Source organism: Streptomyces sp. NPDC091972 (genome assembly GCF_044756385.1).
GTDB lineage: Bacteria > Actinomycetota > Actinomycetes > Streptomycetales > Streptomycetaceae > Streptomyces.
This window is the reverse complement of the sequence record NZ_JBIVSV010000013.1, coordinates 204,340-224,089: the sequence shown is the minus strand read 5'-3', so window position 1 is coordinate 224,089 and position 19,750 is coordinate 204,340. Positions and strand designations below refer to the sequence as shown.

The 19,750-nt window shown below is 68.8% G+C and carries 15 protein-coding genes and 2 pseudogenes; 8 read left to right on the top strand and 9 right to left on the bottom strand.

Translation table 11 applies throughout. The annotated features are described in order from the left end of the window. Positions 1-17 precede the first annotated feature (17 nt). From ACIQJT_RS32675 to ACIQJT_RS32665, 3 genes are all read right to left on the bottom strand, one after another. Positions 18-1,364, bottom strand: a complete 1,347-nt coding sequence (locus tag ACIQJT_RS32675; RefSeq protein WP_402649430.1) for an EsaB/YukD family protein — start codon at positions 1,362-1,364, stop codon at positions 18-20. Between the two features lie 63 nt (positions 1,365-1,427). Next, entirely contained in the window at positions 1,428-1,742 is a 315-nt protein-coding gene (locus ACIQJT_RS32670; protein WP_365461365.1) for a WXG100 family type VII secretion target, read from the bottom strand. A gap of 70 nt (positions 1,743-1,812) precedes the next feature. Further along, a complete protein-coding gene (locus ACIQJT_RS32665) occupies positions 1,813-2,178 on the bottom strand; it encodes a WXG100 family type VII secretion target (RefSeq protein WP_402649429.1) in 366 nt (121 codons plus the stop codon). A gap of 365 nt (positions 2,179-2,543) precedes the next feature. On the opposite strand from ACIQJT_RS32665, the gene ACIQJT_RS32660 reads away from it, so the two are divergent. Continuing rightward, positions 2,544-2,870, top strand: coding sequence for an aldehyde dehydrogenase family protein (locus ACIQJT_RS32660; RefSeq protein WP_402649485.1), 327 nt, complete (start codon positions 2,544-2,546; stop codon positions 2,868-2,870). A gap of 384 nt (positions 2,871-3,254) precedes the next feature. On the opposite strand, the gene ACIQJT_RS32655 is transcribed toward ACIQJT_RS32660, so the two are convergent. The 6 genes and pseudogenes from ACIQJT_RS32655 to ACIQJT_RS32630 all read right to left on the bottom strand — a co-directional run. After that, positions 3,255-4,208: an NAD(P)-dependent alcohol dehydrogenase gene (locus ACIQJT_RS32655; RefSeq protein WP_402649428.1), complete on the bottom strand. Its 954-nt coding sequence runs from the start codon at positions 4,206-4,208 to the stop codon at positions 3,255-3,257. 70 nt (positions 4,209-4,278) lie between these two features. Then, positions 4,279-5,055: a hypothetical protein gene (locus ACIQJT_RS32650; protein ID WP_402649427.1), complete on the bottom strand. Its 777-nt coding sequence runs from the start codon at positions 5,053-5,055 to the stop codon at positions 4,279-4,281. A gap of 25 nt (positions 5,056-5,080) precedes the next feature. Next, positions 5,081-5,302, bottom strand: coding sequence for a carboxylesterase family protein (locus ACIQJT_RS32645; RefSeq protein WP_402649426.1), 222 nt, complete (start codon positions 5,300-5,302; stop codon positions 5,081-5,083). 119 nt (positions 5,303-5,421) lie between these two features. After that, positions 5,422-6,696 carry an amidohydrolase family protein gene (locus tag ACIQJT_RS32640; protein ID WP_402649425.1) on the bottom strand — a complete coding sequence of 425 codons (1,275 nt, stop codon included), beginning with the start codon at positions 6,694-6,696 and terminating at the stop codon, positions 5,422-5,424. Positions 6,697-7,284: 588 nt separating this feature from the next. Next, entirely contained in the window at positions 7,285-9,537 is a 2,253-nt protein-coding gene (locus ACIQJT_RS32635) for a xanthine dehydrogenase family protein molybdopterin-binding subunit (protein WP_402649424.1), read from the bottom strand. A 743-nt stretch (positions 9,538-10,280) separates the two neighbouring features. After that, a pseudogene (locus ACIQJT_RS32630) lies at positions 10,281-10,688 on the bottom strand (transcriptional regulator); the annotation flags it as partial. A 209-nt stretch (positions 10,689-10,897) separates the two neighbouring features. Here ACIQJT_RS32630 and ACIQJT_RS32625 point away from each other — a divergent pair. The 7 genes and pseudogenes from ACIQJT_RS32625 to ACIQJT_RS32595 all read left to right on the top strand — a co-directional run bounded on the left by ACIQJT_RS32625 (position 10,898) and on the right by ACIQJT_RS32595 (position 19,744). Beyond that, on the top strand, positions 10,898-11,830 hold the full coding sequence (locus ACIQJT_RS32625) for an SDR family oxidoreductase (RefSeq protein ID WP_402649423.1): 933 nt from the start codon (positions 10,898-10,900) through the stop codon (positions 11,828-11,830). Between the two features lie 746 nt (positions 11,831-12,576). Further along, positions 12,577-14,586: a hypothetical protein gene (locus tag ACIQJT_RS32620; protein ID WP_402649422.1), complete on the top strand. Its 2,010-nt coding sequence runs from the start codon at positions 12,577-12,579 to the stop codon at positions 14,584-14,586. Positions 14,587-14,772: 186 nt separating this feature from the next. After that, entirely contained in the window at positions 14,773-15,684 is a 912-nt protein-coding gene (locus ACIQJT_RS32615) for an RICIN domain-containing protein (RefSeq protein ID WP_402649421.1), read from the top strand. Between the two features lie 2,053 nt (positions 15,685-17,737). Further along, positions 17,738-18,199: a hypothetical protein gene (locus ACIQJT_RS32610; protein ID WP_402649420.1), complete on the top strand. Its 462-nt coding sequence runs from the start codon at positions 17,738-17,740 to the stop codon at positions 18,197-18,199. 131 nt (positions 18,200-18,330) lie between these two features. Further along, the gene (locus ACIQJT_RS32605; protein ID WP_402649419.1) at positions 18,331-18,822 is read left to right on the top strand and encodes a hypothetical protein; all 492 of its coding nucleotides are present in this window, start codon (positions 18,331-18,333) and stop codon (positions 18,820-18,822) included. Positions 18,823-18,850: 28 nt separating this feature from the next. Continuing rightward, a pseudogene (locus tag ACIQJT_RS32600) lies at positions 18,851-18,987 on the top strand (IS701 family transposase); the annotation flags it as partial. Positions 18,988-19,072: 85 nt separating this feature from the next. Continuing rightward, a complete protein-coding gene (locus ACIQJT_RS32595) occupies positions 19,073-19,744 on the top strand; it encodes an AAA family ATPase (protein ID WP_402649418.1) in 672 nt (223 codons plus the stop codon). The last annotated feature ends 6 nt before the right edge of the window (positions 19,745-19,750 follow it).

The window sequence follows — 19,750 nt, the reverse complement described above, 5'->3', positions numbered from 1 at the left end:
ACCGGTCCGGCCCTCGGTCACAGGTCACTGCCCAGGCCGGTCAGCCAGCCGAAGAGACCGAAGACACCGGCGGTCAGCGGCAGGGCGGCGACGACGAGAGCGGTGACGACGGCCCCGGGCCAGGCGGGCCGCTCCGGCTCGATGGGACGCAGGGCCGCACCGAAGGCGAGGAACAGCCCGCAGCCCACCAGGACGGCACCCGCCGCGAACGCGGTCAGCGCTCCCGCGCTGGGCGAGTCGAAGAGGTATTCGGGCGCTCGTACGGCCAGCGCGAGCAGCCCCAGCACTCCGGCGGACAGCAGCGGGATCACGCTCGACAGCACGCGCACCGATCCCGCCTGGAGCAGCAGCCCGACGCTGACGCAGGCCACCAGGGACAGGGCGTACGCGTCCCGCGAGGTGGTCAGGGTGAGCAGAGCGGCCGTGAGGATGGTCGCGGTGACAATGCTGAGGAAGGTGAGCAGCCCATTGGTCCGGTGGACGACGGCGGCGACCTCTTCGCTGCTCAGGGCCGGGGCGCCGGTGTCCGGACCGTCGGGCACGAGCACCGCGATCTGGCTGGTGATCCGGGGCAGCAGCCCTGTCAGCACGAACAGCACCAGGGCCACCGCCGCCGCCGAGCTGGTCAGACTCGCGTCCGACACGACCAGCGGCACCACAAACAACGCGGTCACCAGGGTCAGAGTCTGGAGTAGCACCGTGGCAAGAGCAGGGAAGGCGACCAGTCCGGCGAACGCACCGACCACCGCGGTTCCCACCACCAGGAACGGCGTGGCCACCGGGCTGTGGACCGGCGCTCCCAGGCCGGCGCAGGACAGCAGCGGACAGGCGGCCAGCGCGAGCAGCTGGCGCACCGGACGGGGCAGCGGCCAATTCTTGCGCTCGGAGTACCAAGCGAGCAACGCCGAGCACAGCGCGGCCAGCACGAAGAACAACACCGCCACGCCCGCGATCCGATGCGCGCCGAGCCAGGCTGCCGAGATCACCATGACCGCCAGACCCGCACCGAGAACGCTCTGGGCACGCCGGCGGGCGCTCCACAGGCCGCCGTCGTCACGGGCGTTCGCGATCTGTTCGTCAAGGTCGGTGACGGTCAGCTCGCTCAGCTCCGCGGCCCGCTGGTCGCGCAGGTACAAGGTGGCACCGTCCACGATGCCTGCTCCCGACAGCGTGTCGCCGGGGGCCATCGGGGAACCTGCCGACGGCGCGAGTGTCCAGACCGGAGGCATGCCCTCGGACTCGGGCTGGCCGCACAGGGTGGCGAGTCGCGGGACGTATTCAGCGATCGGGGCCTGGGCTGGGAGTGCCAGGTCGACCTGCCTGCGGTCGCCGACCACGGTAACCCGGCAGCGTTCATCGGGCACAGATGTTTCCTTCGGTGTTCAGAAAGGGGAGGCGCAAAGAGACGGGGTGAGAAATGCGGTGCGTCATCGCCGCCAGGTGGACACGTTCGCCCACTCGGCGTCACTGTAGTTGTTCCAGTTGACATTCATGGCGTGGGCAATACGGCCGAGCACGCCGTCCTCTCCGAAAAGGCCGTTGGCCGCCAGGTCCCACCCGTTCTGCATGTCCTGATAGTAGGTAGCGGCCTCGCTCTCCCTCCACGCGTCGGCCAGCGGCGACAACTTGTTTTTCAACAGCTGAAGTTCTGTGGTGATCTCTCCGGATCTGGCGTTGATGGCGCTGCCCGCCGCTTCAAGGCCTTCGCCTACGTAGATCGGTGTGCCGTCTATGTTTGCCATGAATCACTCCTCGAACGCGCCCGGTCCTGCGGAAGAACGCGCAGATGAATCGGCTGGATACGCGGATGGATCAGCTGAAGTTTGTGCCTATCGGGGACTTCGGAACGTCCTCGCCCAACTGGGTGAGGTTGTTCAGGTTCTGCTGTTCGGAGTCCTTGTAGTTCACGTAGCTGCCCTGAAGTCCTTTGGAGATTCCGTCCAGGGCGTCGTTGAGCATGCGAGCGTAAACGTCGTACTTAGCCATCAGGTTCTGGAACTCGGAGTGGGCTATGCCCTGCCAGCTCTGCTCAAGGCTGGTCACATAGAGCTTCAGATCAGCCAGTTGCGCGGCGATCTCCGTCGCCGTGGTAGCCGTATTGGTGGAGGCATCGGCCAGGTACTCCGGTGTCACCCGGTACGTCACACCACCGACGCTCACGGAAGGCTCGACAGCCATGGGTGGAATCCTTCCTTCTCGATCGTTGTCCCGTAGTCAAACATCGCCGTGCCGATGATCGGACCGAGTGAGCAATACCTGAGCATCTTCTGAACACAACAGAGGGGCGTGCCCAATCCGCCGAGTTCGCGCCTTCGCGACGCCACCGCCCGGGCCCCATTGGCCACAAAGCTCGAGCCCGAACTCGTGGATGTGCCCGTGCAGCCCCTGTGCGGCGGTTTTCGGCGAGTTGACGCGCACACGAGCGATGAAGGGCCGGTCAACTGAGGAGTAGGGCGGCAACGGTACGGACGCGGCCTGGGAGGACCTGGACCCCACAGCCCTTGCGGCCTTCAATCGTCGTCGAGATGCGGACTTAGAGGACCCTGGACAACACCTCGCGCGTGGCCCGGGATGAGATCTTCGGGCCTATCGCCGTACTGCTGCCGTTCCAGGACGCCGAAGAGGCGGTGCGCATCGCCAACGACACCGTCTACGGCCTGGCCGCCGCCGTGTTCACCAAAGACCTCAGCCGCGCACATACCATGGCCGACCGTCTCCAGGCCGGAACGGTGTGGGTCAACACCGTCAACCAGATGAGCAGCGGGCCGCTGCCCTTCGGCGGGTTCAAACAGTCCGGCATCGGCAGGGAGCACGGAACCGACGTCCTCGACGCCTACACCGAGACCAAAGCCGTGGTCGTCAACCTCTGAGCCCGGAACCGCGGCCGGCCCCGCGATGCCACGCTCGCAAATCAGCGCCACTGCGTTCCGGCCCGCGACCGCCCTGGCGGACCGACCGCGGGTTGGAACCCGGGGCGGCTGAGCGCCAGATTCACACTGGGCTCAGCCTCAGCCGCCACATCCTCCTTGACCTGCACCTGTCCCACTTCGAGCGGCCGAGCTGCGCTGCTTGGTGTCGGCGTACACCGGAGCGGTAGGCACCGAGCTCGCGGTAGGTCAGGCGGTCGTGCAGGACCTACCAGGTCGCGATCGGGCGCTTGTACATGACCGCGACCATGGCTCGCCTGCCGCCCGGACGGGCTTGCACGCAGCCGCGGCACTGCGGCACCTGAAGGACAGTCCCGCGGTATGCACTCAGCGCTGCATGTCGATGACGTATTTGCCGCGCACGCCGCCTGCTTCGAGGCGGCGATGCGCTTCCGCGATGTCGGCCATGGGGAAGACGGTGTCCACTACGGGGCGGACGCTTCCCTTCTCGGCCAGGCCGGTGAGTTCGGCGATCCGCCCGGCGGACGGGTTGTTACTGAACGCTTTGACCCGGTGAGGGGTGAGGGCGGCCCGCAGCCCAATGGTGGCCATGGACGTGAAGGGACGGTCGCGGTCGAAGGCCAGCGCGACCATGCGGCCCCTGCGGGTGAGCCGTGCCCGGTAGGCGTCCAGGTTCGTGCCCACAACGTCGAGGATCACATCGAAACGGTCGAGATCCTCCGGCCGGGTCGTGCGGTAGTCCAGGGCCTCGTCGGCGCCCAGTTCTACGATCCAGCCGAGGTTGCGGGCACCGGCGAGCGCGGTGACATGGGCGCCAAGGGCCTTGCCCCATTGCACCGCAACGCTTCCCACCCCTCCCGTGGCTCCCCGGACCAGGAGCCGGTCACCGCTGACGAGGCCAGCCTTCTCGGTCAGGGCGGTCACAGCGGTGGTGCCCGACGTCGGTAGCGCGGCGGCTTCCAGCAGAGTCAGGTTCTCCGGGGCCCGGGCCAGCCGCTGCTCGGGAACGGCAACGTAGTCGGCGACGGCACCGAAGACGAGGCGCGGCATCAATCCCCACACCCGGTCTCCCACGCGCCAGTCGCGCACCCCGGCACCCAGTCCTGCGACGCGGCCCGTGAAGTCACCGCCGACGCCACGAGGAAGACGGGTCCGGCTCACAACACGAAGTCGGCCCTCGCGGAAGGCGATCTCCCCGGCGTCCACGCTTGCGGCGTGCACCTCGACGAGGACCTGTCCTGGCGCGGGCCGAGGCGTGGGCACGTCGGCGACGCGCAGCACTTCAGGACCGCCGAAACGGTCGTACCGGATGGCTCGCATGGTTCTCTCCCGTGCGTCGGGTCCTGGATGGGCCGGCAACTGGGGTGACACCCCAGTTGGACCGTGTTCTCTAGTCCGCCTCACCACAGAGGACATGGTCTTGGCTGCTCGGTTGTCCGAGCCGCTCGGCGATGTGTGCCCGCATAGTCTCGGTGCGCTCGGGGGCGGCCACTTCCAAGAGCATGTCGACAAGGTCGGAAGCCAGTGGCCGTGCCTGGCACAGAGGCAGGTGCATCCAGGCCTGGGCGGCGTTCTGCGCTGCCACTTGGGTGCGTCGCCTGCCCGGTCCGAGCCGGTCGTACCAGGCGAGGGCGAGCCCGATCCAGGAGGCGGTGGCGATGGCGTACTCGCCACTCAAGTAGGCCAGATCCGCGCGGAATTGCGCTGCCTCGAGGGTCGCGGCCGCCGCGTCGCCCTGCTCTGCGCTGAGCTGCTGCAGGATGGCATCGGCAGCCGGTATGGCCCGGTCGAAGTCGTGGACCCGGCCGGCGGCCTGGGCGGCGGTGAGCTGGTCGATGAGACTGCCCGCTTGTTGCTGCGGCTCGGTTGCCACGCGTTGGGGCGCCACAGCGGACGCGGTTGTGGGGGTCTGGGTGGTGCCGTCGGGCATGACGCGCATGTCGAACCGTGAGCCGGTGCGGTCGTCCTGGACCTGGACGAGCGCTGGGAGGCCGCTGCCGACTGCTTCGATATGGAGGATCTGGATGACGGCCTGGGAGGGGTCGACCTCGTCGGGAACGACGTGCGGTTCGCTGTCGATACTGAGTTGGCCGTCGCGGGTGATGTGAACCTGGTGGCGGGTGCTGGTGTTCATGGTGTGGGGCTGCAGCAGGTTGCTGCCGACCATCCTCCTCGAGTATGCAGAGGTCATCTCAATCGGTGAGTCTTCGGCGCCGGACGAAGGCGCAGGCGATGGCGGTGAAGGCCAGGAAGTTTTCGGCCTCGCGTGAAGGCCGACCGTCGTACGCCGCCAGGGAATTGGCACCGCCGGCGAACGAACCGCCCTGGATCCACACCTGTGCCGGGAGTCCGCTTGCCTTGGGGTCGGGCGTCCATACGTTGAGGTCGAGACACTCCTCCCCCTCGGTCTCCACCTCGGGGAAGAGTCGCCGGAAGGCAGGCGGGTAGTCCCTTCAGTACCGCCGGCCCCATGCGTGCCACGTCGCGGACGTCCTGCCACTCCTGCGCAACATTTCCATCAAGTGTTGATCGATCAGATGAGACGGCCGGAGCTGATGACGGCCCGGCGCCGCGGATCGATCAGGTGGGAGATGTCTGCGAGCGGGTCGGCGTCCAGGAGCAGTGCGTCGGCAACAGCGCCCACCGTAACGGTGCCCATGACATCCCGCTTCCCGATCCTTTCCGCGGCGCGACCGGTGGCCGTGGTGATGATCTCGGACAGGGGCAGCCCGGCCTTGGCGAACAGCTGCAACTCACGCAGCAGGGCACTGCCGGGCGAGGGCACGCCCGTCGCGATGTCACTTCCCGCGACGAGCTTGACACCGGCCTCATGGAAGAGGGGCAGCGTGCGCATGGCGTAGTCGAACCGGGTCTGCGATTCGTCGATCGGGTGGTGTGGGAACGGCATGCCCCAAAAGGGCCGAGCCGCGATCGCGGCCGCGTCCTCGGCCGAGGAGATCCCGTCAGCGACGAGTTCGTCCAGGTAGGCGGCGTCCCCGCTGCGGCCCAACTGCTCCCAGGTGACAAGCGTTGGGCAGTAAAGGGTTCCCGTCTCGGCCAGCAGGGAGGCGATCTGTTCCGCTTCGCTCGCATCGGCGGGATCCTCCGGGATGAAGGAGTGCTCGATGCAGTCGGCTCCGGCTGCGACCGCCTCCCGCAGATCCGTGCCTGTTGCCACATGGACCAGTACCTTCTTGCCCGCGCCGTGCGCGACCTGGATGATCGCCTCGAGCACGGCCAGGGCAACCCGCTCACCGCCTCTGGGCTTTCCGTCAAAGACGCACTTGACGAAGTCGACCTGATCGAGCAGTTTCTCGACCTGCCGATGTGCCTCGTCGACATCGCCCACGCCGACGGCCATGGAACGCTCGCCATGGAACGACAGGGGCCAGCCTCCGACACTGGTGAAGACCGGTCCGGCGAAGAACAACGATGCCGCGGTGCCCCCGGCCCGGCCGGCCTCACGGACCGTGCGGCCCTGCGTGACCGATCCCCCGAGATCACACACCGACGTGATGCCGGAGTGCAGGTAGTCGGTCAGGACCCCCTGGAGGTATGGCAGCCGCTCGGCTTGCGGCACATGCATGGCGAACCCCATGAGGTGAGTGTGGCTCTCCCACAGACCTGGCAGCAGGTAGCCGCCGCGTCCGTCCAGAACCACTTCGCCGTCGTCGCCGCCCGGCGCCCTGGCGGTGTCCGCGCCGGACGGACGGATGTCCTCGAATCGCCCGTCGGCGATGCGGACGTCCATCGCGGGCAGGCCGGCACCGCCCGTGCCGTCGATGACGGTCACGTTCTTGATGATCACGTTCGGTTCCCTTCGATGATGTCGATCGAGGACTGTGCTCGTCGGCGAGATAACGGAGGCCAGGTGAGCCGTGGGAAGAGGCACGGCGCGCTGACGAGTTCACCGGCGTCGAAATCGGCGCCGGCGAGGCGAGCGACGTTCTCGTCGCTCAGCAAGTGCCTTCTGGTGGCCGCAAGTTCGGGCAGGGGAGGGCCGGCGCCGCGACCGTCCGTGTGGCCGCCGCCCAGGCGAGCGCTGCTCCAAGGCTGGCCACCGTGAGCAGGATCATCCAGGCTCTGTCGAGCCCAGGCTGAGGTCGCGTTGAAGGGGCTGGAGGGACCCCGGACCGTCGCGCGACTTCAGTACCTCCTTGGCCGCAGTGACGGCCTTCTCAGCGTGTCGAGGTCGAGCGGAGCCGGTCCGAGCGACGGCCCGGCCGGGAAGTGCTCCTCACTCACTCCAGCACTCGGAGAACGACCGGGCGGCCAGGGTGTCGGGATGGTCGGCCCCAGAAGGCGTCCGGGCGCCGTCCGCCGCCCCGGCCGGTCGCCCGACGTGGTGGCCGCCGGGCCGCACACAGGTCGACGGGACCGAACACCGAGGCCACCGCTACAGCAGTTTGTCGAGGGTGATGGGGAGCTTGCGTACCCGGATGCCGGTGGCGTTGAAGACGGCGTTGCCGACGGCGGCGGCCGAGCCGACGGTGCCGATCTCTCCGAGACCGCGGGCGCCGAGGCTTCGGGTCCCAACCTCCCCACCATCCTCGCCGAGCGGCCCGGTGAGGTGCGGGTCGGGCCGGTCGAGGAGGTGTACGTCGATGTCGGGGATGTCGGCGTTCACGGGTACCAGGTAGTCGGCAAGGGTGCTGGCCGCCAGCCGCCCCGTGTCGCGTTCGAGGTGGTTCTCCTCCAGCAGGGCGCCCGAGATGCCGAAGATGACACCGCCGACGATCTGACTTCGGGCGGCCCGGGCGTTGATGATGCGCCCGGCATCCACGACGGTGGTGAACCGGGTGACGCGGATCTCGCTGGTGAACCGGTTGACCCGAACCTCGCAGAAGTGCGCGCCGAAAGTATGGTACGTGTACCCGGAGGGAGCGCCGGCGGGCTTGGAGGCGGTGGCGTCCACGCCCCGCGACCCAATGGCCCTGAGCAGCTCGCCGAAGGTCATCGAGCGATCGTTCCCGTGCAGTCGGCCCTGCCTGTAGCGCAGGTCCTTGGCGTTCGCCCCGTGCCACGGCGAGCCGGAATGGGTCACCGCGAGCTGCTTGAGCGCGTCGATCGTGTCACGGGCGGCGGCCACGACGGCCGGGACCGTGCTCTGCGTGGCGCCGGAGCCCACGGCGGGTGCGCCCGGAGGCAGCGCCGAGTCACCGATCTCGGAGGTCACCCGCCCAAGCGAGAGCCCCAGGGCGTCGGCGCCGGCGACCGCCACCATCGTCCACGCGCCGGTGCCCAGGTCCGAGGTCCCGGTCGACACCACTGCGGTGTCATCGTCGAGCAGCCGGATCCTGACGCTCGCGGCCTGGCGGTCCGCCGGGTACGCCGCGCTGGACATTCCGGTGCCGAACAGCCACTCCCCCTCGACGCGCGCGCGGGGGGTGGCACTGCGGGCCGACCAGCCGAAGCGTCGTGCGCCGTCGCGATAGCACTCGTCGAGGTGCTTGCTCGACCACGGTCGGCCCGTGGAGGGGCTGACGGTGGCGTAATTGCGCAGTCGCAGCTCGACGGGGTCGACACCGGCGGCGAAGGCCAGTTCGTCCATCGCCGTCTCGAGGGCGAATGCCCCGGGGGCCTCGTTGGGCGCGCGCATCGCCCAACTGCTCGGCATGTCAAGGATGACCTGCTGCGGGTTGATGCGCAGGTTGGGTGTGTTGTAGAGCGTGTCCGAGGTGGAGTGGCCCGGGAGCATGTTCCAGCCACCAGCGGCCGGCCTCTCGGCGACGCTCTCGTGGCTGATGGCATTGAGAACTCCGTTGCGGGAGGCGCCCAGCCTGACCGTCTGGGTGAGGTGCGGGCGGTGGCCGACCAGGGTGAACATCTGCTCCCTGGTGAGAGTGAGCTTGACGGGACGGCCAAGCTCCCGGGAAGCAGCGGCCGCGACCGGCGCCTCGCTCCACACAATGACGCGGGCCCCGAAACCGCCGCCGACGTACCTACCGACCAGCCGCACCTGCTGTGGGGGGACGCCGAGCCGCTGGGCCAGCAGGATGGTGAACGGCGTCGGCATCTGCGCGCCGGCGTGGACGGTCACCCGGTCACCGTCCCACTCGGCGAGGACGGTGTGCGGTTCCATCGCGGCGTGGTGCTGCACCGGCTGCTCGAAATCGGCCTCCACGACGATGGCGCTGGCGGCGAGCGCCTCGTCGATCGACTTGACGCCGGGGGCGAGAACCGTGACGCTGCTCGGCTCCCCGCTGGACGTGGGGCCGGACGGCTCGCGAGGGCCGTCCGCGAGGGAGGCGCGCGGTGGCGTCGCGTCGTAGGTGACGGTGATCAGCGCCGCGGCGTCGCGAGCCTGCTCGACACTCTCGGCAACGACCATGGCGATGATCTGGCCGTGGTAACGAACGGTCGTGTCCTGCAAGGGGATGTAGTTCTCGCCGAAGAAACTGAACTCGGGTGCGAGCGGGTACAGCCGCAGGCGCCCGTCCCCCGCGACATACACGCGCAGCACTCCGGGAGCGGCCAGCGCGGCTGCGGTGTCGATGGAGCGGATCGTGCCCTTCGCAACTGTGCTGGTGACGACGTGGGCGTAGGACATGTTGGTGGCCGAGTAGTCACCTGAATACCGTGCGGCCCCGGTGACCTTCAATCGCCCGTCGACGCGGGCGACTTCACGCCCGACTGGAGAGACGCTCATCCTGACTCCTGACTCCTGACTCCTACTGCTGGGAACGGCGCCCGCCGGCGGGACGCCGGGGCGATGGATGGACATCGCGGTGCGCAGAGCTGCCCCGGTGCCGCCGTGACGCGCGGGTCGACCCGCAGCGCGTGCCGGCCATCGCGTTGACCGTGGCCCGTACTGCCACGAGCCTGTGGCCTGCGCAGCCACGGCCGGCGCGGCGTCCGTCACGGTCGCCATCAGCGGTGTCGCGGCAGTTGCGGCGACGGCACCGGCGCCGAGGAACCCTCGACGAGACACGCCCGCCCGACCCTGGCCCTCCTCATCGTCTGGGACATGCGCTTCTCCTGGTTGTGCGCCGGAAGGCACCTCGACGGCCGGCGAACTTCGGTACGACCGAGCGCTTGAGGTGCTATTCCCAGGTTCACCAAGAAGGCCGACGGCTGCCAGGACTTGCCGATCCGAGGTTGGGCGATCCGGGCGTACCTTGACCCGGCCGGGGCCGGGCTTCAATACCTACGGCGCCGAGTACGCCGCGCTCACCGAACCTCTCGCCGCGCTCGAAGCCCAGAGGATCTCGCGGCGCCTGGCGCTTTGCCCCACTCATCCGCGCCACGAGCTGCCTTCGTGGGTGACAGTGGAGTGGCTGTGGACCAGTGACGGGCAGCAGTTGGCTCGTAGCTCTGTTTGCCCGGGACGGCTGTGTGGACGAGCGGGGGAATGCGCTTGGCCCGGATCGATGAACTGCTCACAGTCCAGTACGCAACGCCCAGCGGGGTCCGGCGCAACCTGTCGGCGAGTTCGGTGATGCTCTGCGCGGGCGCGTCCTGCTGGCCTTCGAGGATACGCAGCAGGCCGGGGGTTGATGTGCTCACCGACTCCGCCCACGCCGGGGGGCATTGTGCCCGGCCAACCGGAACACGTGGTCGCGCTCGACGAGCGAGAGGCGGAGTCCTTGCGCGATCGAGGCGCTCATAACGGCGGGAGCCCACGCTCTCGTTCCAGGCGGGCGTAGGAGTCGGTCGACATGTGGCAGACCGCCGCCGTCTCCCCTGCGCAGCCGCCGGTCCTGCGGCGCTGCCCACGCGAAGGGAGCGGCGTCCTCCCGTCGCATCGACTCCCGGCGGCCTCCGGAGGAACCTCGCGAGGCCGGTCCGATCGATCACCATGGGTTCCTTGCCTTTTCCCCCTCAGTAACGCCTCGTTCTTCCCGCGCACGCGCACGCGCCCGCGGAGCCGCGGCTGGCCGGTCCACCGCTCAGAGGATCGGATCGGCCATCAGTGGACTGGCGAGTCCTGGATCCGCGGCCGACGGCGGCTCAGCATGAACGCACAAGCCGACCGCGGCTGACTCGTCGCTGAACGAAAGAGACATCTGATGGCTCGGAACATCGACATCACCATCCCCGACCTGTCCGGGAAGCTCGCCCTCGTCACCGGGGCGAGCGACGGGCTCGGGTTCATCATGGCCTCCCGCCTCGCCCAAGCGGGCGCGGAGGTGCTCATGCCGGTCCGTAACTCCACCAAGGGCGAGCAGGCCGCCGAACGGATCCGTGGCCTCGTCCCGGGCGCGCGCGTCACCACCCGGGCTCTGGACCTGGCCTCGCTCAACTCCGTGACCGCCCTCACCAAGCAGCTCGTGGGCGAGGGCCGCCCGATCAACCTGCTCATCAACAACGCCGGCGTGATGCAACCCCCGAGCCGCCTGACCACCCAGGACGGGTTCGAGCTGCAGTTCGGTACCAACCACCTCGGCCACTTCGCCCTCACTCTGGGCCTGCTGCCCCTGCTCATCGAGGGCAGGGCCCGAGTCACCCATCAGACCAGCATCGCCGCCCGCAGCGGCGCGATCAACTGGGACGACCTCAACTGGGAGCGCGACTACGACGTCACGAAGGCCTACCGCCAGTCCAAGATCGCCGTCGGCCTGTTCTCCCGCGAACTCGACCTCCGCAGCGCCGCGGCCGGCTGGGGCATCACCAGCAACCTCTCCCACCCCGGCGTCTCCCCCACCAACCTCCTCTCCGCCCAGCCCGGCATAGGACGGCAGAAGGACACCGGCGCCGTCCGGATGATCCGCGTGCTCTCCCGCGTCGGCGTCGTCGGCACCCCTGCCACCGCCGCCCTCCCGGCACTACTGGCCGCCACCAGCGCCGACGCGCGGGGCGGCCAGTTCTACGGCCCCAGCCGAGCCGACGTCGGCGGCGCCCCCTCCGAGCAGATGCTGTGGCCCCCGCTGCGCGACATGAACGGGGCCCACCGGCTCTGGGAGGCGTCCGAGCGGCTGATCGGTGCGCGGTTTTCCGCCTGACGTCCCGGCACCACCGCCATCGACGGCACCGACACCATCGCCTGGCTCGTCCGGCACATGGCGCGAGTGAAGGACGACCAGATCGCCGACGTCACCGGCGCCGAGTAGGTGTGGACGGCCGCGGGCCCCCTCAATGCGTTCGGTCTGACGTTCCTGCCCGGTGCGTCACGGGGTACGGGCACGGGCCGAAGGAGGTGGCGGCGCTGCGCGGCCTCGGCCGCGAGGCGCTGAACAGCTACTACGGTGCCGCGCGAGGACAAGTAACGCTCAGCATCACGCGCGGAGCGTCGACCCATTCCTCGACGTCGGTTTCCAGGCCCCTCACCTCTGTCGTGACTGCCCTGTACTGGACCGCTTCTACCATCCCGACGTCCGGTGGGTCACATACCCCGTCCGGCATCATGCCGCGGCCTCGGGTCGACGCCCTCTCCAGCTCCTTCAGGTCGACCTCAGCCTGGGATCGACAGAGCCTGGATGATCCGGGTCCCGGTGGCCAGCCTTGGAGCAGCGCTCGACCCGGAAGCCACACGGACGGTCGCGGCGCCGGCCTTGCCCTGCCCGAACTTGCGACCAGCCAGGAGGCACTCGATACGCGCAACATGGCCGACGAGACAGAGCGCTTCGGCCGCGGAACGGTTCGGGCGGTCAAGACCGCCCTCCCTGCGAGGGCGACCGATCGCCGGCAGTGCACAAGATTGGAAGATTCGGAAGTACCCATGCCCATGTCTGCCGACTCCCATGGAAGCGTGCTGGCCGCAATGCGGAGAGAGTCCTTCACCGGGCGCGCCGCCGAACTGCGGCTGCTACGGGGGCTGATGCGCAAAGAGGCCCGGGGTTGCTTCGTGGTGTGGCTGCACGGCATGGGGGGTGTCGGCAAGAGCACCCTGATGCTCCGGTTCGCAGACGAGGCGCGGACTCAGGGCACGGCCGTACGCACGATCGACATGCGCTACACGGATGCGACACCGGATGCTTTCCGGGCAGCGCTGGAGGCGCAGGGACCGCCGGAAGAGGCGCAGTTGCTGCTGATCGATTCCGCGGAGTCGCTGGGTCCGCTGGAGTGGTGGCTGCGCGAGGAGTTCCTGCCCCGTATGCCCACGCACCTGCTTGTCCTGGTGGGCTCGCGCCGGCCCCCGGAGACCGAGTGGCGTACCGACCCGCAGTGGTGGCACGCACTGCGCAGCGTGCGGCTTTCGGGCATGGACGATGCCGAGGCGCTCCTGCTCCTGCGCAACCGGGAGGTGCCGGAGTCCTCGGCGGCCGACATCGTACGGGCCGCGCACGGACTGCCACTCGCGCTGGCGCTCTTCGCCGACGCCAGGGAAGCATCCACGGGTACAGCCGGGCCGGGCGGCGAGCGCGAGCTGTACGACTCGCCCGACCTGGCACGGGAGCTGCTGAGGCGGCTGCTGCGGGAGACTCCGTCCCCGGCCAGGACCGACGCGCTCCGGGTACTGGCCCTGGCTCGGGTCACCACCGAGGAACTGGTGCGGCGCACCCTGGAGGTGCCCGTGGCGGAGGCCCAGGTGCTGTTCGCCTGGTTGCACGGACTGTCGTTCGTGGACAGCACCGCCGCCGGTCTCTTACCGCACGAGCTGGTGCGAGAAGCCCTGCTGGTCGATCTGCGCTGGCGCGATCCGGAGAAGTACGAGGTTCTGTTCCGACGGCTGCACGCGCATCTGGCCGAACGGCTGACGCAGCGCACGCGTGGCCGTTGGGAGTTCGGTGCCGGCCTCGCCCACCTCGGAAGGACGAGTTCCGTCGTCCGCGAGGCGGCGGACTGGAGCGCTGCGGACCGTTTCCGGTTACGGTCCGCACTCTCGAAGGACCTGCACCCGGTGCTGGCTGCCATAGAGGAGGAGCACGGTGTCGCAGCCGGCCGTCTCGCCCGGCAGTGGTGGGACCGACAGCCCTCGGCGTTCGTCGTCGCTGAGGACGACCGCGGTGGCTTCGTCGGCACACTCGTGGCGCCATGTCTGGAACCGGGTGTCACGAACGTGCCCGACGATCCGGTCGCGCATGCCGCGCTCGACCACGTGAAGGGCCGGTCGTCATCGCTGCGCCGCACGGAACGACTGCTTCTGGGCCGTTGGAGCACCGGCAACGCGGTGGCGACGTGCTTCGCCCTCACCACCTTGTGGGCAACCACGCCGGGTATCGCGGTGAGCTGGACTTGCGCGGCACGGGAGCAGGAGGAACTGTCGCGGCTCCTCAGTCTGTACGACCAGCAGCCCGGGGAGACGGTCACCTGCACGGGCGGTGAGCCGATCCTCTCGTACGTGCGGGACTGGCGCACCATGCCATTCGCCCACTGGGCGGAGAAACTGAGCACCCGGCTGCTGGCCGACGAGCCCGCGGTGGCCTCCGCTCCGGCCGCCGAGCCGGTGACACCCGCTGTGATGACGTGGCCGGAGTTCGTGAGTGCCGTCAAGTACGCCTACCAGAAGGTCTCGGAGCCGGAGCAACTGGCCCACAGCGCGCTTCTGCGCACCCGGCTGGTGACGTCCGATGCCGGCCCCGCCGAGCTGCGCCAGGTACTCACGGAGACTGTGGCGCAGTTGCGGGCTCAGCCCGGCCGACGGCAGTTGGCCGACATCCTGGAGATCACCTATCTGAGCGGGCCACGCAGCCAACAGGCCGCGGCCAACCGGGCGGCGCTTTCCTTCAGCACCTACCGGCGCCGACTGTCCGCCTCGCTGGTGACGGCGGCGGAATTGCTGCGGGAGCGCGAGCTGTACGGTCCGGCGCCGGTATGAGCCGTATCCGGCCCGCCCCGCGCACGGGCGGCGGTGTTCGTGTCCCGGCTCCGGCCTTGCGCGCTCCCCCCGGTGCCCGGCTGCCCGGAACGGGATCCGAGGGCCGCGTCCCGGGCGGAAACGGAGCGGACCGCACGGACCGCTTCGGCACACCCACTGTTGATTCTCTGCGAGTTGGGAACAGCGTTGACTGAAATCGACCAGGACGAAACGAAACGGCGGCAACGGGCGCGGTTCGCCGACGCACTGACGACCAGTGCCCAGCAGCCGGGAGAGCGCTCCCGCATGGGGACCCGGGTCGCCGGCGCGGTGGCCGTGCTGGCACTCGCCGCGGGCGCCACCCTGGGGATGGGCGCGTGGCGCAGTTACCAGGCTGGCGAGGAGAAGCAGCAGGCGGAACTGTCGACCGAGCAGGCCGCGGCGGCCCACGGGAAGCTCACCGGTTCCCCGTCACCGTCCGCCGAACCGAAGGTGACGAAGAAGGAGACAATGACGGAGCCCGGCACGAGCGTCGAGCCGCGGGTGCCCGACCCCGTCGTCGTTCCCTCGGCCTCTCCGACGAAGAAGCGAACCGAGACGCGGGTGGAGGACACGGCCAAGGCCGAGCTGCGGAAGCTGACGGCCGCCTCTCGCACGGTACTGCTGAAGAACGTGGTCACGGGGTTGTGTGCCGATATCCCGTTCTACGGCGCGGGCAAGAAGGGCGAGGTCGTCAACCAGTACCACTGCGACGGCACCGACAAGGACAACCAGCGGTGGAGGATGACGTCCCCCCGTCCTGACGCAGGCCCTGGCGGCACCGATCTCGTGCAGTTCGCCAATCTGAAGGACGGCCTGTGCTTCGACCTGCCGACCCGTGGGGCACAGCCTTCGGGGACTGGGCTCTCAGAGGCCCACTGCACCGGAACCATGGGCGACAACCAGCTGTGGTGGTTCGATCCGGCCGGGGACGGCAGTGTCATGATCCGCAATTACGCCAGCAACCACCTGTGCCTCATGGTCGCCGGAGCGGGCGCCGAGAAGAAGCAGCCGGACCAGCGGCTGGTGATCGGCTCGTGCGGTTCACGGGACGACGGCCGCTGGCGACTGATCGAATGACTCCGGCCGACGGACACAGTTGGGGTGACCGCTCCAAGGCTTGGCGGGCACTAACTGTGGTCCGTTAGATCTGTTCTGCGGGAGCAGGCGGTCGACGCCGGCTGCTGCTTCGGGGCGTCCCGCCAAGCCGCTCGCGCTGTGCCCCCAGGCGCCGTGGCCCGACCAAGCTCAACGCGAACAAGGCTACGGCTTCGATCACATACAGAGCTGACTGCGCCACCGGCAGATCGTGCCGCGCATCGCACGCCGTGGGAAGGAAACCTCCGGGCGCCTCGGCCGGCATGACTGGATGAGTGCGGTATTGGACCGTACCGGCACGCATGCGGCGCAGGGCCCCGACCTGGGGCCGGAGGGCCGGGTGTTTATGACGAAGTCGGTGGACACATGCGCGATGGAGGCGACGGCCAGTGGTCCTGTGGTGGCGCGTGCGGCGGAGTCCTCGTTCGGCTGCCTCATCAGCGCGTTCGCGTCGGCGCCGCGTTGCGTCGGCGAGAACCTCAGCGCGGCGGTCAGGGCATCACGGTCTCCTCCTCACCGCTGCAGAGCGCCAGCTCTGCAAACCGGGACGACCGTGCCGCCGCTGTTACGGAGGTCGATCGCCAGCAGAACGACATCGAGGGCGGCCTCGTCCCCCTAGCGGGCGGTGTGGGCGTCGAAACCTCGGCTTGTTCTGCGAGGTGTCTCACTGGCCATCTCTCTCGACGGCACTCCGTCCACCGCTTCCCCGGAGGTCTCCTTGAACGACGCACGACGATCACAATCTCCCTCCTGTGACCGCCTGCGCGGTCACGTGGCCAGAGCGCCTCTGCGCCTCGTGCTTAGGACCTACTGGGGCGGCATGTATGTCGCGTCACTGTTCTGGCCCCGTCGTGCCGAGCGCGGTGAGTCACCCGACCGTCGGATCGGCGAGCGGCAAGGGCTGTCGCGTAAATGATCTAGGGGCGTCCCGATCGACCAGCGGCGCGGCCCCTCACCCTGTGAGGGTGAGGTTGTGGAGGCGCCGGTCCGTGTCTTCGCGCTACAGCTCTGATACACCTTCGAGGAACACGTCCCTCCTTGCAGCACCCGTAACTGCTGCCGCCACCTGAAGAGAAGGGCCGGACGGGTCGCGGCTTCGTCGCTGGCCGCGACGGCGACGAAGCCACGGCGAGGTCGACGTCACCGTCCACGAGAGCGAGCCGGCACCCGACGACGACAACTGGCAAGCGATCGTGGAGGTCTCGGCACACTCCGCATCCGGTGACCTCATGGTCCGCGGCATGATGACTGGGGCGCCTTCCATATTGCGATGCCGTCCGCCTCTGGCGGCCGGGGATTCTGCGCGCGGTCACTCATCCACATCATGGCCGCGGGTTTTGAACTTCGCCCACGCCGACCAGTGGGTCGCGTTCGGCGTCGGCGGCGAGCTCGTCCTGGGCCACGCGTCCGGGTCGTACACGCTGACGAACAGCTGCACGATGCGCGCCCGCTCAGCGACTTCGGCCGGGCCCGCTCATCGCCCGTGAGGTTCTCGTGGTCGCGGATCATGTGCTGCTGCAGCTCGGCTTCCTCAAGGGCGGCCGCCGCCTCCGGGTGGGTCATGCCGAGGGCCCGTCGGCGGACCGCGCGGCGCCCGACCTTCGCCCAGCCGACCGGCTCACGGGCCGCGGCCGTGTGGTGGGCGGGCCCGCGCGGGCGGCGGTGGGATCGGAATGCGTGGGTGCTCACACAGCCTCCCCAATCGTCGCGGGAACGGTGACAGGAAAACCCGGCTGCCGCGCGGTGGGCGCGGCAGCCGTAGATGAGCCGAAGCCCGGAAGTTGTCACCAGGGGATCCAGAAAGAACCGGTGCACAGGACCGGTCGAAGCAGCTTGGTTGCCACCGGCGAAGCACGCGGCTTGTCACCCATGCCCACTCGGCAGCCGTTGTCACCAGGAGCGAAGATCGACAATCTCCGGATCCCCGACGGCGCTTCCTGCGGCGCCACTTCACCACAACCGCGGCCTGCTCCTGTGCGTCCTACCACTGAGCGCCGTCAGGAGTCGGCCACCCCGGGGGATCAGGACACAAGTCATGCAGAAGCACGCGATCGTCCAGCACATCACACGGTTCTTTTGGCCCTGGCATGGTGCCAGGCGACAGCCACCCACGTCCGCCCGGCGACTGGTGGGGCTCTGGCTGTTCGCCCTTGCCTTCGGGGCCGGGTTCACCGCGCTCGGCTGGGACGATGTCGACGGCAGCTTCCTCATGGCGCTGCTGCTCCTCTTCCATCTCGTCGACGACATCAGCGACGGGGTACGGCACCGCTGGCCTGCCGCACTGGCCGCGGTAGCAGTCCTGTGGGGCGCCACCCGGCTCACCAGCACCGTCCTGCCCGACTCCCTCGACAACGCCTGGGCGCAGAGCATCGCCGCCGCCGTCGGATTCACACTCGGGCTGGCAGTGAGCGCCGCGATCACACGGCTTCCGGAGCGCCGACCACGTAGACCCGCCGACGGGCACGACTCCGGGTTCGGCGGAGCAGACTCAAGGTAAAAACACAGCCACCGATCTCAGTGACGAAAAACCCGCCTCTGGAACACGTATCGCGCTTCGACTCACTTCCCATACTCCAGCCGTAGATCGTGATCATGGATACGGGGGCTGCTCGCCGGTAGCCTGCCTGGGTGGGCGAGATCTGGACCGAAGAGCAGTTGATCGCAGACGGCTTCGAGCGTGTGTACGTCGAGTCGGAGTGGTACGGCGAACCGTTGGCCGGCCTTGCTGACATCGGCGGGAAGCCTCACTACTTCAAGATGTACGGCTACGACCACAGCCATAAAGCCGACGAGTACCAGGTCTGGCCCGCAAGCGAGGCGGTGGCGGAGCTGGAGCGCGAGCAGTGGGCGATCTACGCCAGGTGGTACGAGCGCCAGCAGGCGGGCGAGGTCGGACAGGAGAGCCATCCGGGCCACGGCGGAGTCGACGCCCGCTACGACGAGCTGGAATTGCTGTTGGCGCCGCACCGCTTGGCGCCGGACGGCGCCCGTCGACTCGTATGCGAGATGCGGTTCGTTGCCGGTGTCGACGTTCGCTACCGAGTCGAGGGGCCCGACTACTGGCTTCGATGGCGTCCGAGACCGCCGCAGATCATCGGGTGTTGTGCGGACAACCAATAATCACGCGGCGGTCTCGGACGCTGGTGTAGTGCCCGCCCACTGGCAGGAGGCATTCGAAGGACTGATGAGCCGGATCGCCGGCCGGTTCCCCGAGTTGAACCCCGTCGCCAGGTGCGGCGGTTGGTCTCCTGGCTGCTGTCGGACCTGCCGAGGAAGAACTGCTGGGTCAGGAGAGATTTTCTGCTGTCTCTGCAGAGGACCCGTTCACCGATAGGTGCTGGGCCCGTGACGTGGCTACGCCACCGCTCGGGTGGCCCCGAATCCGCCAGCCGGCGCCGCGCCTCCCACCGCGAGCCCGAGACCCCGCAGAGCCGTCCGCCTGGTGGTGCCAAAAAAGGCCGAGCCGGACGTCACCCCCGCGCCCTACGCTGATCGCGTGACGTTGGTGTGGCTGACAGGCAATTCGGGGGCCGGTAAGTCCACGGTGTGTGAGGTGTTGCGAGCGCGTGGCTACCTGGCGCTCGACGCCGACGGGGACGGCTTCTGCCGTTGGATCGACCGTGCCAACGGAGAGGTCGTGGCAACTCCCCCGGATCCGGTTCCACGGGGCTGGCTGGACCGATACGGCTGGATGATCGTCCGTGAGCGCGTCGAGGCCCTCGCCGAGGAGTCTCGGGGACGCCTCGCGTTCCTGTGCGGCTCGGCGGAGAACGAGCCAGACGTCCTCCATCTCTTCGACCAAATCGTGTGCCTGGTCATCGACGAGAACACCCTGCGCCACCGGCTCGCGACCCGCACCACGAACACATTCGGTCGGCACCCCGAGGAACTCGCGGCAGCACTGAAATGGAACCCCCGCATGCCGGGCCTCTACGAAGGCCTCGGCGCGACGGTGCTCGACGCGTCGAGGCCGCTGAACGAGGTGACGGACAGGGTGATCGAAGCAGCTCAGGGGCCGGCGGGTGCCACGAGGACGCGGTGAACGGCC